The organism is Amycolatopsis lexingtonensis (assembly GCF_014873755.1).
Lineage (GTDB): Bacteria > Actinomycetota > Actinomycetes > Mycobacteriales > Pseudonocardiaceae > Amycolatopsis > Amycolatopsis lexingtonensis.
Genome location: NZ_JADBEG010000001.1, coordinates 2,319,184 through 2,333,142 on the forward strand (window position 1 = coordinate 2,319,184; position 13,959 = coordinate 2,333,142).

Here is a 13,959-nt window from a genome sequence, read left to right on the forward strand (position 1 = left end):
ACTGGGTCTCGCCGGGCAGGAGTTTGGCGAAGCGTTTGCAGGAGGCGCAGCGCGTTCGGGTGACCCCCGTTGACGCGCGCCGGTTGTCGTCGTTTAGCGTTGTCATTGTTCACTTCCGCTGGTTGTGGACAGCGCAGGAGCGGCAAGGTTGGTAGCCAGGCACCGCTTCTGCGCCTTAACGGATCACACGCACCCGCAACAGGACGTGCTTCATCGCCGCACGTCGGAGAGTGCGTTTTCACTGATACTGTTGACTTTTCGGTCGTCTACATGCGACTACTCAGCAGGCGTCCCTTCCCTCTGAAGGTCCGCCGAGATCTCACCCGCCTTCCGCTCCTCGTATCCGGCCCAGTACAGCGCCTCGTGGTGATGACCCCGGTCGACGTCCGCGACGGCCTTATAGAGCCGTGCGTTGCCGAGGCGGAACGCCAGCCACACCGACGGGTTGGCGTCGGTCGGTGGCCGGCGGTCCATCACGACCTCATGGGCGTCCCGCAGCGTCCTTGGCTCACCCTTGCGCACGATCACGCCTCTCCGCGCGGGCTTCCAGCAGCGCCGCCAGGTCCTCGGCGTGGTCGCGGAGCCGGCGAAGGAACGCCGCGCACCCCGCCCAGGCGTCCTGGTCCTCCGGCGGCACCAGCGTCACCACGCACAGCCCACCAGCCAGCACCAGGACCGGCGGATGTGACGCGCCCATCCCGGTCTCCTCCACCGTCACCTCGGTACCCGCGCCCACCGTCCACCGCAGCCCCAGCCCGTCCCACGTTGCCGTCATGCTGTTCCCATTCCCGGGCCAGATCGGCGAACCCCTCGGCCGCCGACTCCAGCGCCGCCACACACCACCACGGCAACCCGCGCGCCTGCGCCAGCTCGTGCCACGCCCGGGAGACCCGCCGCGCAGCGTTCGCCGTGTTCGTCGCACTCACCGGCGACAGCACCGCACGACCGTGCTCCCACGCGGCCATGTAGTCCCGGTACGCCTGCTCCCACGCCTCGACCCGCTCGCGGAAGCCCATCCCTGTCACGCCGCCTTCGCCGTCTCACCGGACCCACCGGACCCACCGGACCGGGAAGACTTGCTCGCGGCCTGCTTGAACCCCGTCGCGCGGAACACGTAGGACTGGTACTTGAACTCACCCTGACCAGCCACCTTCGGCTCAGCCGTCAGCCCCTCCAGCTCGATCGGCCGCATCCCCGGCAACGCCTCCGACGTCGTCGGCACCGGCTGCACGTCAGCCAAGAGCGTGATCTCGAACGACGCCCGCTTCGCCCGCGTCTCCGCCGGGTCGGTGACCATCACCTTCCACTGCCGCTTACCGGTCACCTCGTCGACCCGCTGCCGCACCGGTCGATTGGCGGCCCGGTCCTCACGCGACTGATACTCGTTGTCGGGCGACACCTCGCCCACCATCACCAGGCCCTGGGTGAACGCGTCGTCGAAGTCGATGCTGAACCGGTGTCCCTTGTCGATAGCCATGCTGAATCCCTTGTGTCGTCTGCTAGTTGGTTACTTCGGGCGGTTCTCCGCCTCGTGCCGCTGCGGCGTCCAGTGCCGCGCTCACCTCGTCCAGTTCCCTCCGCAGTACGGCGATGGCGTCGGAGTCCACGAGCAGGACCACCGGGAACGCCTTGCCGAACCGGACTTCCGCGCGGTTTGCGTACGTCAGCGCCCTGACACGAATCGGCAGATCAGCCGTGACGTGGATCTGAACCGTGTCGCGCATGCCACGCCGCGCCTACGCCGCACGTCGGCGAGGTACCGCCCGCTTGTCCAAGCCAGCCGGCCGGACGGCGGTTTCAATCGTCACGCCTACCTCCTCGGTGTCCTGGCACCGGGCCTGCCCCGGCAACCTGACACCCAGACTCCGCCAAAACGCGGGACGTGATCACCACGTGGCGGGACATCTTGGGACGTCCCTGGTACCGTCCAAGACGTCCCTACACGTCCCAAGGGGTGCCGATGCCGAACGAACGCCTGCGTGACGCGCTACTGCGCAACGGCCTGACGCTGGAGCAGGTCGCCAAGGCCGTCGGCGTCGATCAGAAGACCGTCGAGCGCTGGATCACCAAGAACCGGACGCCCTACCCCAAACACCGGCACAAGATCGCCGCCATGGCACGCGAGTCAGAGACCTACCTGTGGCCGGACTCGATCGCACCGGAGCGCAAAGCCGAGACAGCCGCCGCCGAGCTTGTGCAGGTCTTCCCGCACCGCAACGCCGTCCCCGTCGAGCTGTGGGACCGGCTGATCAAGGAAGCATCGGACACCGTCGAGATCCTGGTCCACGCAGCGTTGTTCCTGGTCGAACGCCCACGATTCATCAAGGACCTGACAGCCAAGGCAGCGGCCGGCGCTCGAATCCGGCTCGCGTTCGGAGACCCCGAGGGTGACAGCGTCGCCCTGCGCGGCAAGGAAGAGCAACTCGGCGACGGGACGCTTGCGGCGCGCATCCGCAACGCGCTCGCGTCCTACCGGCCGCTGGTTGGGGTCGATGGCATAGAGATGCGGTTCCACAACACGACGCTCTACAACTCGATCTTCCGGTTCGACGACGAGATGATCATCAACACGCACGTGTACGGGTTCCAGGGAGCCCACGCCCCGTCCCTTCACCTGCGGAGACTGTCCGCCGGAGACCTCTTCGAGACCTACTCGGAGAGCTTCGAGTCAGTCTGGAACCTCGCCAAGCCGGCCACCTTCTAGGAGGCAGCATGTCCCGAGTCGACTACTACAACGACCCGAACGCACCCAAGGCCAACAGCATCGCAGTAGCAGTGTCGGCGTTCATCCAGGACGACGAAGGCCGGATCCTGATGATCAGGCGCACGGACAACGACCTGTACTCCATCCCAGGTGGCCAACTGGAGCTTGGCGAGACATTGGCCCAGGCTGCGGTCCGTGAGGTACGCGAGGAGACCGGCATCGAGTGCCAGGTCACGGGAGTGATCGGTCTGTACTCCAACCCGAAGCACGTCATCGCCTACGACGATGGCGAAGTCCGCCAAGAGTTCTCTATTTGTTTTCGAGCGTTGCCGGTAGGCGGAATCACTCGACGGAGCAACGAAAGCAGCGAAGTCCTTTGGATAAAACCGAAGGACCTGGAACAATTGGATATCCACGAGTCTATTAGGCTTAGGATTAATCACGCACTCGAAAGGGGCGATATCTACTTCAGCTAGGCTCATCACCAAGCAGAGGACAAACGCCTTGCTTCCGACGACATTTGCCCAGATAGCCGTACTATCACTACTTGTTATCCCAGGATTTGTCTACAATTCCACAAGGTCAAAATTCAGAGGACCGACGCCGGAGGATCGCGAGCTAGGAGTTCGGGTTCTGCGCGCCCTTGGCGTGTCAGCCGTTCTCGCACTGGTATACATCGCCCTACTGGGACGCTGGATGCGCCCAGACCTTGTCAACCCCGCCCACCTTTTGGACAGCCCTCGCCGCTCCGCCGCCAAAGCCCTTCTTCTGATCTTCATTATTCCAGCACTGCTAGGGATAACTTCACACGTCAACTGGGCCCACAGTAGAATTATCAAATTCCCATTATCCAAGAAACCTCGTTGGAACAGAGACAAATGGGTCGAATGGTGGAAGTTGACCTTTCGGTCATATAGTCCAACTCCGACCGCGTGGGACCACATGGGACCGAAGGTCGACGGATTCGTTAGAATCTTGACGAAAGATCAAGTTTGGATTGGCGGATACGCCTCTGCCCAGAAGTTTATCAGCGCCTACCCAGAAGGCAGAGAAATCTTTCTAGACTTCGCCTACGAAATGACCGCGGACGGAGAATTCGGCGAACCGATTCCAGACTCCGAGGGCGTCTGGATCAATTGCGCAGACGCTCTAGTCGTCCAGTTGATCTCGGCAAACTCCAACGACGACAGCGAGGATTTCGTCGAAGAGCAACAGGAACCTAGCGCGGCCATGAGCAGGCTGGCACAACGAGGCCGCCTGTGGATAATGAACCATACAAAGGGACTTCGGAGGCGCAGTGACGAAGGGTGATCGAAACAAGAAGGTCGAAGACACCAAGAAGTGGTACGCGCCTCGAAGCGGCGGCTATACAAGTCGCTCAACACAGACAGGCGACGTTGCGAAGCAACCACCCCGCCCGCCGAAAGGCTCCGGTGGAATAGTAACCAAAAGAGGAACCAAGTAGAGGGGATATCCCATGCCCAAAAAGGAAGGACGCCACGTCACAGGTGGCGGCTGGGTTGGCAAAGCACAACCCGCTTCACGCGATGCGAACGGAGCCCAAGGACAAAGCGGAAGTTCCGAAGAACGCGGTGGCTGGGTTTCATCAAATCCCCGCCCGACGACCCCACCAAAGGCACCAAAAGGTAAAGGTGGAATCTCTCCCGCCAAGGGTTCGAAGTAAGCGGCTCTCAGCGACCTTGCCGAACTTGGCTCTACTGGATCAAGGCGCCGCCGCTGGCGGCGCGCACGTCACCGTCCGCACGGCGAACCTGCCCAGGCGACACGCCGACCTGCCGCTCCGCTCCGGCCGGCGGCCGCCGGGCAGGCCCGCCGATCCGTTAGCAGCGCACGCGCGCCGCCAACGGGACTCCCACATGCCTAGGAAGCCCAGCCGCACCGACCGTCCTGCCTCTCTACTACCAGCGAAAGCACCAGGTCACTGGACTCGCCGACTCCTTGGCTCGACCAGCCAACCCCGCACTTCGCTGTCGTCGTGCAGGTAGTCGCCGCCAGACCCGTCATGTAGATCGATTCCGTGGAGCAGATCCAAGGCCCACAAGCTCAGCTCATCCCACGAGAGACCGTCATCCGTCCGCCACCGTCCAGCCCATCGGTCGACCGCGTCACGGCTCATTCGGCCATCAAGAAGCGCAACGAAGTGCGCCTCAATCTCGTCCAAGTCCGGCTGCGTACCAGCGATCATGCGTCGACCGTACCGCGTCATGCCAGCTGACGACATCACCGGACGCTAAAGCGCCGGACCACAGCCACCCGCCGCTCAGCTCCCCACCTGAGGTCCAAAAGCAGTGGTCACCAGCGGCTGTCCTCGCCTCCGATTCTCTAACGCCGAGCCACCCGCATCAAGGCGGGAAAGATGCCTTGACACGGCCGTCTCAACGCTAGGAGCCGCATGGGCGAGAACGACGACCAAGACCAGGACTTCCGCTCGGGAGGCCCGCCGGCCGCCAGCAGGACCGAACCAACTCACCCTCTGGACCTGGGCGGAGCTGGGGACCACGTGGGGACCACACGTGGTCCGCGCCCTTGAACGAACCGCATGTGAGCGAACTTCAGGTGATCTTGCGAACCGCCGCTGACCTGTGGAAACCGCTACTCCAACGTCCTGGGGGTCAAGGGGTCGCAGGTTCAAATCCTGTCAGCCCGACGGAAAAGCCACGTTTACGCACGCAGACGTGGCTTTCGTCGTCTCCGGGGTCCGTCCAGGCCGACAACCTCCTGAGTACCTTCCGTACCCCTCCCCCTCCCTCGATGAGCGCTACCGTCGGCGCACCCGGGATACCCAGGAGGGTCATGCTCGACATCATCGGTCTCCGCGAAGCCGACCTCGACGTCTACCAAGTCTTCGCCGGCTCCGGATCGATGACCTCCGCCCAGCTTCGCGAAGCCACCGGGCTCTCCGACGAACAGCTCCGCCCCATCCTCCGGCTCCTCACCCGCAAAGGTCTCCTCGCCCGCCTGCCCGGCACCCCCAAGGCCTACGCCGCCGTGCGGCCGGAAGTTGCCATTGGGGCCATGCTCAGCCGCAAACAGCAAGAACTCGCCGCTGCCAGGGTGATTGCCGAACGGCTTGAAGAACGGTTCCGGGAAGCGCCCGCGCAACACCCCGTCGACCTCATCGAAGTCGTCCACGGCACTGAACGCATCGCCGAACGGGCCGACGGACTGCTCCGGCAAGCGAAACAAGAAGTCACCTTCATCGACAAGCCCCCGTACGCCCAGCCGCCCACCGTTCTACACCCCGCCGAACGGGAGCTGCTCGAGCGTGGTGTGCGGTTTCGCGGTGTCTACGACCGCAGTGCGCTCGAACTGCACGATCTTCCCACCGACCTCGAAGCCGGGCTCGTGCTCGGCGAGGAGGCCCGGGTCGTGCCCGAAGCGCCGCTCAAAATGATTCTCGTCGACCGGGACTTCGGGCTCGTGCCACTGCGAACAGACCTGCCGGAGATCCGCACCGCCCTCGTCATCCGGCGCTGCGCCTTGCTCGACGCGCTCAGTGCGCTCTTCACCCTGCTCTGGCGCGAAGGCCTCCCCCTGCGCCTCCCCGCGGCCGAGCAGCCGGGCGTCCTCTCCTTCGACGACGCCCGGCTGCTCGCCCTGCTCACCACCGGCCTGCCCGATCGCAGCATCGCCAAGCAGCTCGGCATGAGCTACCGGACCTTCCAGCGCCGGCTGCAGAACCTCATGACCCAGCTCGGGGCCGGCACCCGGTTCCAAGCCGGACTGCAGGCCGCCGCTCGGGGGTGGGTTGCGCTGCCTCGGCCTGACGTCAGTGAGTGAGTGCGTACGCCCGCTGGATCGTCTGCGTGACCGTGTTGCCCGAGCTGTCCCGTGCTTCCGTGCGCAGCCAGACGTAGTCGCCGGTCGGCTGGTCTACCGTGACCGTCCACACCGGACCGCCGGACGGCTTGGCGGCCGCCGGGGTCCACGTGCGGCCTTCGTCCACTGAGGACGACACCCGCAGCTGGGTCACCGGACCGCCGCCGCGTGCACCTGAATGGGACGACGCCGCGATGTCGAACGTGAACGACGGGCCGGGTGCCCGGTTGGCCGGGTCGAGCGGGAACCGGTAGTCCAGCTGGATCAGCGGCTGGAAGGAGCACGCGGCGCCAGCCGGGTAGCAGGTGAAACCCGCGGGTGGCGCCGCGCTCGAACGCTCCGAGGTGAACGTCCACGACGTGTCCGTCCGCGGCGAGTGCTGGAACAGGACGCCGCTGGGGGTGCCGACCTGGGATTGGGGCGGCATCACGTCGGTGACGTCCAGGCGGTAGGCCGCGCGCTCCGGGGCGAGCCGGAACACCGGGAACAGCGCCAGTGGATCGTCCGCATTGGACCTCGGGACTTCGTGGCCGTCGCGGAACAGGCGCGCCGTCGTGCCCGTGAAGTACCGGGCGTTCTCGTACGGGCTCGCGTAGTGCGCGCCGTCGGTCCACTGCAGCGCCGGGACGAACAGGTCCGGGTCCTGGCCGCCGCGGCAGAACGAGCAGAGCACCGTCCAGCCGGCCGCCGTCGCCGGGTAGCGGGCCGGGTGGTCGGGTGGGAGTTCCACCGCCGTGCTGTGGAGCGCCGCGCGGAACCAGTGCTCGTCCGGCCTTGTCCGCTCGCCCGCGCGGTAGGCACCCTGCGCGTTCATCGCCATCGACGCCCGCCTGCCCGCCGCGTCGTTGCCGGACAGCGTCACGACCCGCTTCCACACCAGCCGGTCGTCCCCCGGTCCGGTGTACTCCGTCCACGAGCCCGGCACCGGGATCTTCGTGCCCTGCACCAGCTGCGTCTTCCACGAGCCGGTCGGGAACGCGTACCAGTTCTTCTGCCCGCTCAAGCCCGGCCGGTCGGCGTGGTAGGTCGTCTTCGTCGCGACCAGCGCCGCCCGGTCGACCCGCCGCACGAGGTCCTTCGGGACGCCGTTGCGCTCGAAGTAGCTCAGGTTGTACATCGCGTCGGGAGCCGCGCGCACCACCAGGTGCACCGACGCCGCCGCTCGCAGCGCCTCACCCTGCTCGGAACCCAGGGACAACGTCGGCACCACCGCGCTCGTGAGCCCCGGGATCGGCGCCGCGCCCGCGTACGGGAGCATGACGACACCACCCCCGGCGGCTACGACACGCGCCGCGTTCGACGCGCCGGCCGCGACGTCGTCGGGCGAACCCGCCGGGATCCGCACCAGGACGGCCTTTCCGCGGACGTCCGTGGCGGGCAGGTCGGCCGCGTCCGCAAACACGAGCGGCAGCGTGCGTTCACCCGGCAGTTTCGCCGTGAGGGACGGGACGTCGTACGCGGGGTTCAACACCGTCTGGCCCGCCCTGAGGTCGACCGCCGCCGAAGACAGGACCGCGCTGTCCTGCAACGAGATCGTGCCGGTCGCCGTGGCGGCCGCCGGGGCGACCCGGACCTCCCACGCGGATCCGCCAGTCGACAGCCCCGCTTCGCCGATGTACCCGTTCGTGCTCGCGGACGGGGGAATCACCCGGCGCAGCATCACCGTGCGGTCCCGCAGATCGGCCGGTTCGGGCATGGAGAAGCCGGCCGGGACGGCGGTCGCCGCGTTCAGGGTGATCTCCACCGGACCGGACACCGCGACCCCGGCCGCGCTGACGGCCGACCAGCGGCGCGTCGTCGCGTCACGCTCGACGACCCAGCCGAGGGCCGAGTACCGGCCGGCGGGCACGGCGACCCGGCCGACCCCACCCACCAGGTCGACCTGCTGGCTGACCTGGTCGAGGAAGGGGTCGTTGCGGTTCGCGCCGCCCCCGCTGTCGTCGATCAGCTGCGCCGAGGCCAGCTCCGCGGGCTTGCCCGCCGAGTCCAGTACCCGCAGCGTCACCGGGGCCAGTACCGCCGCGTTGTACGCGCTCACGGCGGTCCGCACCGCGCTGCCGTCCGCGGTCGTGGCGAGCACCGAGCCGCCGTAGACCCCGGCCGTGCCCTGGTTCGGATCTTCGCTCAGCTCCACGGACTTCGTGGATTTCGGCGGGACGGACACGGTCGTGCCCGACAGCCGCATCCCGGGCAGCGGGCCGGCCTGGTCGTCCCACGGGCGCACCTGGAGCTTCAGGCTGAGTTCCAGCGGCCGGTCCCCGGTGTTGGCGTACGTCAGCGTCCGGACGACCGGCGCCGCGGCCGTGCGCTCGGTGCGGCCGAAGCTCGCCACCGCCGTGCCGCTGGCGTCCTGCGACACCGCGCGGGCGATGTCCAGCAGGCCGGCACCCTGCTCGTACCACCGCAGGCCGACGTCCTTGGCCGTGCTGACCAGCGTGTTCTTCAGCGCTTCCCCCGACAGGTCCGGGTGCTGCTGCAGCAGGATCGCCGCCGCGCCCGCGACGTGCGGGGTCGCCATCGACGTGCCGGACACCCGCGTGTAGAAGTCGTCGACCGGGTCGCCCAGCGACGTGCCGGCCGCGCGGGCGGCGGCGATGCCGACGCCCGGCGCGGAGATCTCCGGCTTCACCACCGCGTCGCGCAGGCGCGGGCCACGGCTGCTGAACCACGCCAGGGTGTTGTCGCGGTCGAGCGCGCCCACGGTCAGCGCCGACGACGCCGAGCCCGGTGTCGTGACCGTCCGGTCGCCCGGGCCCGCGTTGCCCGCGGCGACCACGAACAGCGTGCCGTTCTTCGCCGAGAGCGTGTCGAGCTGCTGGCTCAGCGGGTCGAAGCCGTCGCTGACCCCGGCGCCCAGGCTCAGGTTGACGATCTTCGCGCCCTGCGCCACGGCCCAGTCGATCCCGGCCATCACCTGCGCGGTGTCCCCTTCGCCCGAGGCGTCGAAGACCTTGGCCACGACCAGTTTCGCGTCCGGCGCGACGCCCTTGAAGCGCCCGCCGGAGGCCGCGCCGGTGCCGCTGATGATCGACGCGACGTGCGTGCCGTGGCCGTGGCGATCGACGACGTCGCCTTCCCCGCTGAAGTCGGCGGCGGCGGTCGTCTTGCCCACCAGGTCGGGGTGCTGCGCGTCGATACCGGTGTCGACGACGGCGACCGTCGTCCCGGCGCCGGTCAGGCCGCGCTGCCACGCGGCCGGCGCGCCCACCTGCGCGGTGCTGCGGTCCAGCGCCACGCGGACCTTGCGGTCGAGGCGGACGTCGGAAATCCCCGCCGCCAGCGCGGGTTTGCCCGCGGGGTCGCGGGTCACCAGTGCGTGCCAGAAGTCGGCCGCGCCGGCCTTTTCGACGTGCAGGCCGACGCCGTTGGCCGTGGTCAGCGGGATGCGGTGGTTCGTGCGCGGGAGTGCCTTCGCCTTGGCGTCGAGCGCCGGCGCGGAGAAGGCCGTGCGGCCGTAGCGGGCGATGACCGGGATGGTCGCGGACGCGGTGTCGTCGCGGCCGTCCTCGACGAGTTCGGTGAGGTTGAACAGGTCGCGGTTCAGCGCGCCGCTGGTGATCAGCGGGAGTGCGTCCGAGGGGTAGACGAGCAGGCCTTCGGCCGTCGTCGTGAGGTGGAACGCGGGCCGCGGCCGGTCCGGGCGGAGCGCCGGTTCGACCTGGGCGGTGCGGTGGCCAGCGCCGTCCTGTTCGTAGGTGACCACGTCGCCGGTGAGCAATGTGACGTGGTGGACGGTGGGTGCTGCCGCGGGCGGGGCGGCGGCAACGGCTGCGGCAGCGGTTTCCGGTACGGGCAGGAGGGACAGGACGATCGCGGCGACGACGGTCAGGTGCTTTCGCCGGTGAGGGGAACGCGGGGACATCGGGACCTCACTCTCCTCGGATGCCACACGGCGGCCGTTGCGCACGGCCGCCGCGAGAAGGTTTTCCGAGGATGAGGGAGGTTTTGGCGGAAGGACACAGGTTGGGATGGCGGGGTGTCGCCATCGGCGACATCCCGCCACGGGACAGGCCCGGGCCGCGGGGTGATGCGCCCCAAGGCGGCCTTGGTTGCGTCTGACGCACCGAAGGCCGCCTTGGGTGCGTCAGACGCACCGAAGGCCACATTGGGGCGCTCGGGGTCGGCGGGTGAGCCGGTTCCGCGATGCCGGGCGAGCGGCCTGGGGAGCGGCCGCCCGCCCGGCGGGAGCCCGAGCCGTGAGGGCGACCCGGGCTGGTGAGTGCGGCCGCGTCGCGGGGGCCCTGCCGCACCCCGCGACGCGGCCGCTGGCCGGGGCCGCCCGGAACAACACGAACCGGGCGGCCATCAGGGACGCAGGGTCAGTTCTCCATGCCCGGCGTGCGCTGGTGCAGCGAGAAGTCGACGCGGTTGTTGTCGGTGTCGGTGCTCAGGATGTCGCGGGCGCTCGCCGCCGCGAGCTGTTCCGTGGCCGCCGTTTCCGGCAGCGCTGCCTGGCCCTCGCGCGGGGTGGCCGCCGCCGCGTTGAAGGCGACGCCGTCGACCTTGGTGCCCGTCTGGCTGAAGACCGCGATGCCGCCGTTCGTCGGGATGCCCTCCGGGCCGGCCAGGAAGAACGGGACGACGTTGGTCTGGTCGGAGATGGTGCCGGAGAAGTTCTGGCCGGTCAGCACCATGAACTGGCCGGGGTTGCCCTTGGGCTGCAGCACCATGCCCGCCGGCAGCGTGATCGTGTCGAGCACCGCGTTGGACGGGCCGTAGACGCGGATCGTGTAGCCGGTCAGGTCCTGCGAACGGTTCGACACGTTGCGGATCTCGATGAACTCGTCGGTCGCGCCGTTCGGGCCCCGGGTCGAGACCTCGTTGATCACCACCGACGACGAGACCGCGGGCTGCTCTTCGGTCGCGGCGGCCACACCGCCGGCCGCCAGGCCCGCCAGTGCGGTCAGGATTGCCGAGCCGGCCAGAAGACGACGCATGATCGAATCCTTTCGGGAGAAATAGAGAAATACCGTTTTCCGCCATTCTGAAACTGTTTCCGTCGGCGGTGAGACCAGTATCCAACGAAGATCGACGGCGCCGGAAGGGGCCAGTTATCCGGTACTTTCCCGATCGGCCGAACGGCGCCGGCTGCGGGTCACCGCCGCCGCCAGCTCCAGCTCGGCGCACGGCGTGTCCAGCGCCCGGCTGAGCCAGCTCCGCCAGTACGGGCCCGGAATCCTTTTACCGCGCTCCCACCGGGAAACCTCCTCCCGGGTGACGCTGTCGTTGCCGGACATCGCGTGCAGCCTCGTCGCCAGGTCGTCCTGGGACCAGCCTTTCGCGGACCGCCGTTCGGCGAGCAGCTCGCACATCGAAAAGCGAACCGATCCGTGCCTGCTTCGTGCGGGCACCACGAACACCCCTTTCCACGAGATTCGACAGAAAATCAGTTCCGCGCGCGGACACAGCTGAAGTCGACGCGGTTGTCGTCGGTGTCCCGGCTCGCCGCGTCGCGCGATTCCGCGAGCCCGGGGCACGCCACCGCGGCTTCCCGTTCCCGGCACGGCGAAGATGCCGCCCAGCCGACGGCGTCGGCGCGCACGCGGCGGTGGTCCAAGAGCATTTCGCCGTCGCCGGGGACCTCCGGCACGACCAGCTCCGCCGCTTCGGTCCCGCCGAAGCCGGCGGCGGCGATCAGGAAGCGGCCGCCGGCGGGGATTTCCGCGCCCGCGGGCAGCAGCGCCAGCTCGACCGGCGCCGGGCCGCCCGTGCACGACCGCACGGACCAGCCGCTCAGGTCGGCCGTCGCAGCGCCGGCGTTGCGCAGGACGAGGTACCCCGCCGGGCCCGCCAGGACCTCCTGGATCTTGACCTGGGGTGCGGGTCCGGCCGGGAGCCCGCCGAGCGCGAGCACCAGGGCCAGCGCGCCCAGCACGGTCACGGAACCGGCCTCCCGGAAAACGGCTGCCACGCCGAAGTCGTCACTCCGGCCAGCCTAGGAAGAAGATCGCCGGCTCACAGGATCCGGCCGGTACCGAACCTCGCCCGGCCGCGGTACCCCCGGTACCGCCGGTACCGCGGCCGGGTCAACCGCCGGCACCCGGCGGGCGGAACGGGCCCGCGCACGGGACCGGGCCCGCCGGTGCCCCGAGCGCGTGCACCAGCTCCCGCCGGCTCGAGAACCCGAGCTTGTGCAGGATCCGGCTGGCGTAGTTCTTCACCGTCTGCCGGGCCAGGTGCAGCTCGCCGGCGATCTCGTCGTTCGACCAGCGGCACAGCATCAGCGCCAGGATGTCCTCCTCCCGCTTGGTCATCACGCTCGGGTACGGCACGGACCCGGGCAGCAGCGGCGCCGTCTCCCCCGCCGGTACCCAGACCCGCCCGCCGGCGAGGGTGGACCGCACCGCGGCCATCAGCCGCGTCCCGCTGGCGGACTTGTGCACGAAGCTGTCGGCGCCGGCGTTGAGGGCCGTGGCGACGGCCGCGGGCGAGGCGTCGCCGGAGAACACCAGCACGGCCGCGCGGTCGAGGTGTTCCTTGGCGAACTGGCAGATGGCCGCACCGGCTGGCGCACCGGCGAGGGACAGCTCGGTGATGACCATGTCGGGGTGGTCCACCTCGCAGTGCCGCAACGCTTCCCGCTCGGTACCGGCTTCGCTGACCACCCGGACCCCGGCGTAGTCCCGCAGCAGCTGCCGGACCGCGTACCTGAGCACGGGCTGGTCGTCCACCACGAGCGTCGTGACGCAGTGCATGGTTCCCCTTGTGTGTTGTCCGGGCTCGGGCCAGCTGCGATCTTCCCGCTTCCGCAGCCGGGCGCAGACCGTCATCCGGGTGATACGGCGCGTACTCGCACCGGGTGGCGGGCACGCCGAACGCCACCCCGGCGGTGGTGCCGGGGTGGCGGCCGGGAACGGGTCCCCTCAGCCGGGGCTGCAGACGTCCAGTGCCGAAACGGCCTCCTCGAGGTGGTCGTGCAGCACGGGCGCCGACCGGGCGGCCAGCGCCTTGACCTCCGGCGACCACCCGTGCCGGGTCTCCCGCTCGCCCAGCGCGATCGCCTCCAGGTGCGCACCGATCTGGTCGCGCAGCCAGGCCGCGTCGAAGTCCGGGCCGGACCGGGCCGCCAGGTCGGCGAGCTGCGCGAGCTTCCCGGGCTCCGGCACGGAATACAGCGTGACGCCCTCCCGGGACGCCACGCCGATCAGGTCGGCGTCCAGTTCCGTGTGGTGCGCGGCGAAGCGGGGGCCCAGCTCCCGCACGGCGGCGCACTTGCCGCGATCGGTGAGGTCACCGGCGAAGATCTCGAACAGGTTGTTCTGGTGGGTCCGGTTGAGGTACTCGCGGTCCTCCGCCGACACGTCGGCCCGTACCGGTGGCGCCGGGACGGCGGCCGCGGCCGGTGCCACCGGCAGCAGGACACCGAGCAACGCGGTGGCGGCCAACGCGGACCGTGCTTTCATCGTGTTCTCCCA

At 68.8% G+C, this 13,959-nt stretch carries 14 protein-coding genes; 4 read left to right on the forward strand and 10 right to left on the reverse strand.

All coding sequences use genetic code 11. From position 1 onward, the window contains the following. Positions 1–276: 276 nt before the first annotated feature. The 4 genes from H4696_RS10820 to H4696_RS10835 form a co-directional block, all read right to left on the reverse strand. Positions 277–522, reverse strand: a complete 246-nt coding sequence (locus tag H4696_RS10820; protein WP_249027199.1) for an AMED_5909 family protein — start codon at positions 520–522, stop codon at positions 277–279. After that, positions 509–775 carry a hypothetical protein gene (locus H4696_RS10825; protein WP_086864328.1) on the reverse strand — a complete coding sequence of 89 codons (267 nt, stop codon included), beginning with the start codon at positions 773–775 and terminating at the stop codon, positions 509–511. The genes H4696_RS10820 and H4696_RS10825 overlap by 14 nt, the downstream gene beginning before the upstream one ends. Positions 776–1,021: 246 nt before the next feature. After that, on the reverse strand, positions 1,022–1,477 hold the full coding sequence (locus H4696_RS10830) for a hypothetical protein (protein ID WP_086864327.1): 456 nt from the start codon (positions 1,475–1,477) through the stop codon (positions 1,022–1,024). Between the two features lie 22 nt (positions 1,478–1,499). Continuing rightward, entirely contained in the window at positions 1,500–1,724 is a 225-nt protein-coding gene (locus tag H4696_RS10835) for a hypothetical protein (RefSeq protein ID WP_086864326.1), read from the reverse strand. A gap of 236 nt (positions 1,725–1,960) precedes the next feature. Here H4696_RS10835 and H4696_RS10840 point away from each other — a divergent pair, with 236 nt between their 5' ends. From H4696_RS10840 to H4696_RS10855, 4 genes are all read left to right on the forward strand, one after another. Continuing rightward, the gene (locus H4696_RS10840) at positions 1,961–2,704 is read left to right on the forward strand and encodes a DUF5919 domain-containing protein (protein WP_086864334.1); all 744 of its coding nucleotides are present in this window, start codon (positions 1,961–1,963) and stop codon (positions 2,702–2,704) included. 8 nt (positions 2,705–2,712) lie between these two features. Then, positions 2,713–3,180, forward strand: coding sequence for an NUDIX hydrolase (locus H4696_RS10845; RefSeq protein ID WP_086864325.1), 468 nt, complete (start codon positions 2,713–2,715; stop codon positions 3,178–3,180). A 28-nt stretch (positions 3,181–3,208) separates the two neighbouring features. Then, the gene (locus tag H4696_RS49915) at positions 3,209–4,015 is read left to right on the forward strand and encodes a DUF6338 family protein (RefSeq protein ID WP_225955642.1); all 807 of its coding nucleotides are present in this window, start codon (positions 3,209–3,211) and stop codon (positions 4,013–4,015) included. A 1,503-nt stretch (positions 4,016–5,518) separates the two neighbouring features. Then, a complete protein-coding gene (locus H4696_RS10855) occupies positions 5,519–6,505 on the forward strand; it encodes a helix-turn-helix domain-containing protein (RefSeq protein WP_086864323.1) in 987 nt (328 codons plus the stop codon). On the opposite strand, the gene H4696_RS10860 is transcribed toward H4696_RS10855, so the two are convergent. The 6 genes from H4696_RS10860 to H4696_RS10885 all read right to left on the reverse strand — a co-directional run bounded on the left by H4696_RS10860 (position 6,495) and on the right by H4696_RS10885 (position 13,947). Then, the gene (locus tag H4696_RS10860) at positions 6,495–10,406 is read right to left on the reverse strand and encodes a S8 family serine peptidase (protein WP_192782237.1); all 3,912 of its coding nucleotides are present in this window, start codon (positions 10,404–10,406) and stop codon (positions 6,495–6,497) included. The genes H4696_RS10855 and H4696_RS10860 overlap by 11 nt on opposite strands. A 457-nt stretch (positions 10,407–10,863) precedes the next feature. Beyond that, positions 10,864–11,481, reverse strand: a complete 618-nt coding sequence (locus H4696_RS10865; RefSeq protein WP_192782238.1) for a lamin tail domain-containing protein — start codon at positions 11,479–11,481, stop codon at positions 10,864–10,866. A 114-nt stretch (positions 11,482–11,595) separates the two neighbouring features. Then, positions 11,596–11,856, reverse strand: coding sequence for a helix-turn-helix transcriptional regulator (locus tag H4696_RS10870; RefSeq protein WP_192782239.1), 261 nt, complete (start codon positions 11,854–11,856; stop codon positions 11,596–11,598). Positions 11,857–11,930: 74 nt separating this feature from the next. Further along, positions 11,931–12,455, reverse strand: coding sequence for a lamin tail domain-containing protein (locus tag H4696_RS10875; RefSeq protein ID WP_338078665.1), 525 nt, complete (start codon positions 12,453–12,455; stop codon positions 11,931–11,933). A gap of 115 nt (positions 12,456–12,570) precedes the next feature. Next, on the reverse strand, positions 12,571–13,239 hold the full coding sequence (locus H4696_RS10880; RefSeq protein ID WP_086862902.1) for a response regulator transcription factor: 669 nt from the start codon (positions 13,237–13,239) through the stop codon (positions 12,571–12,573). Between the two features lie 168 nt (positions 13,240–13,407). Further along, entirely contained in the window at positions 13,408–13,947 is a 540-nt protein-coding gene (locus H4696_RS10885) for a DUF4142 domain-containing protein (RefSeq protein WP_086862901.1), read from the reverse strand. Positions 13,948–13,959 lie beyond the last annotated feature (12 nt).

Coding starts and splice junctions, on each gene's coding strand:
- H4696_RS10830 (WP_086864327.1), bottom strand. CDS start 1,477: ATGGCTATCGACAAGGGACACCGGTTCAGCATCGACTTCGACGACGCG.
- H4696_RS10840 (WP_086864334.1), top strand. CDS start 1,961: ATGCCGAACGAACGCCTGCGTGACGCGCTACTGCGCAACGGCCTGACG.
- H4696_RS10825 (WP_086864328.1), bottom strand. CDS start 775: ATGACGGCAACGTGGGACGGGCTGGGGCTGCGGTGGACGGTGGGCGCG.
- H4696_RS10835 (WP_086864326.1), bottom strand. CDS start 1,724: ATGCGCGACACGGTTCAGATCCACGTCACGGCTGATCTGCCGATTCGT.
- H4696_RS10865 (WP_192782238.1), bottom strand. CDS start 11,481: ATGCGTCGTCTTCTGGCCGGCTCGGCAATCCTGACCGCACTGGCGGGC.
- H4696_RS10860 (WP_192782237.1), bottom strand. CDS start 10,406: ATGTCCCCGCGTTCCCCTCACCGGCGAAAGCACCTGACCGTCGTCGCC.
- H4696_RS10870 (WP_192782239.1), bottom strand. CDS start 11,856: ATGTGCGAGCTGCTCGCCGAACGGCGGTCCGCGAAAGGCTGGTCCCAG.
- H4696_RS10880 (WP_086862902.1), bottom strand. CDS start 13,239: ATGCACTGCGTCACGACGCTCGTGGTGGACGACCAGCCCGTGCTCAGG.
- H4696_RS10855 (WP_086864323.1), top strand. CDS start 5,519: ATGCTCGACATCATCGGTCTCCGCGAAGCCGACCTCGACGTCTACCAA.
- H4696_RS10885 (WP_086862901.1), bottom strand. CDS start 13,947: ATGAAAGCACGGTCCGCGTTGGCCGCCACCGCGTTGCTCGGTGTCCTG.
- H4696_RS10845 (WP_086864325.1), top strand. CDS start 2,713: ATGTCCCGAGTCGACTACTACAACGACCCGAACGCACCCAAGGCCAAC.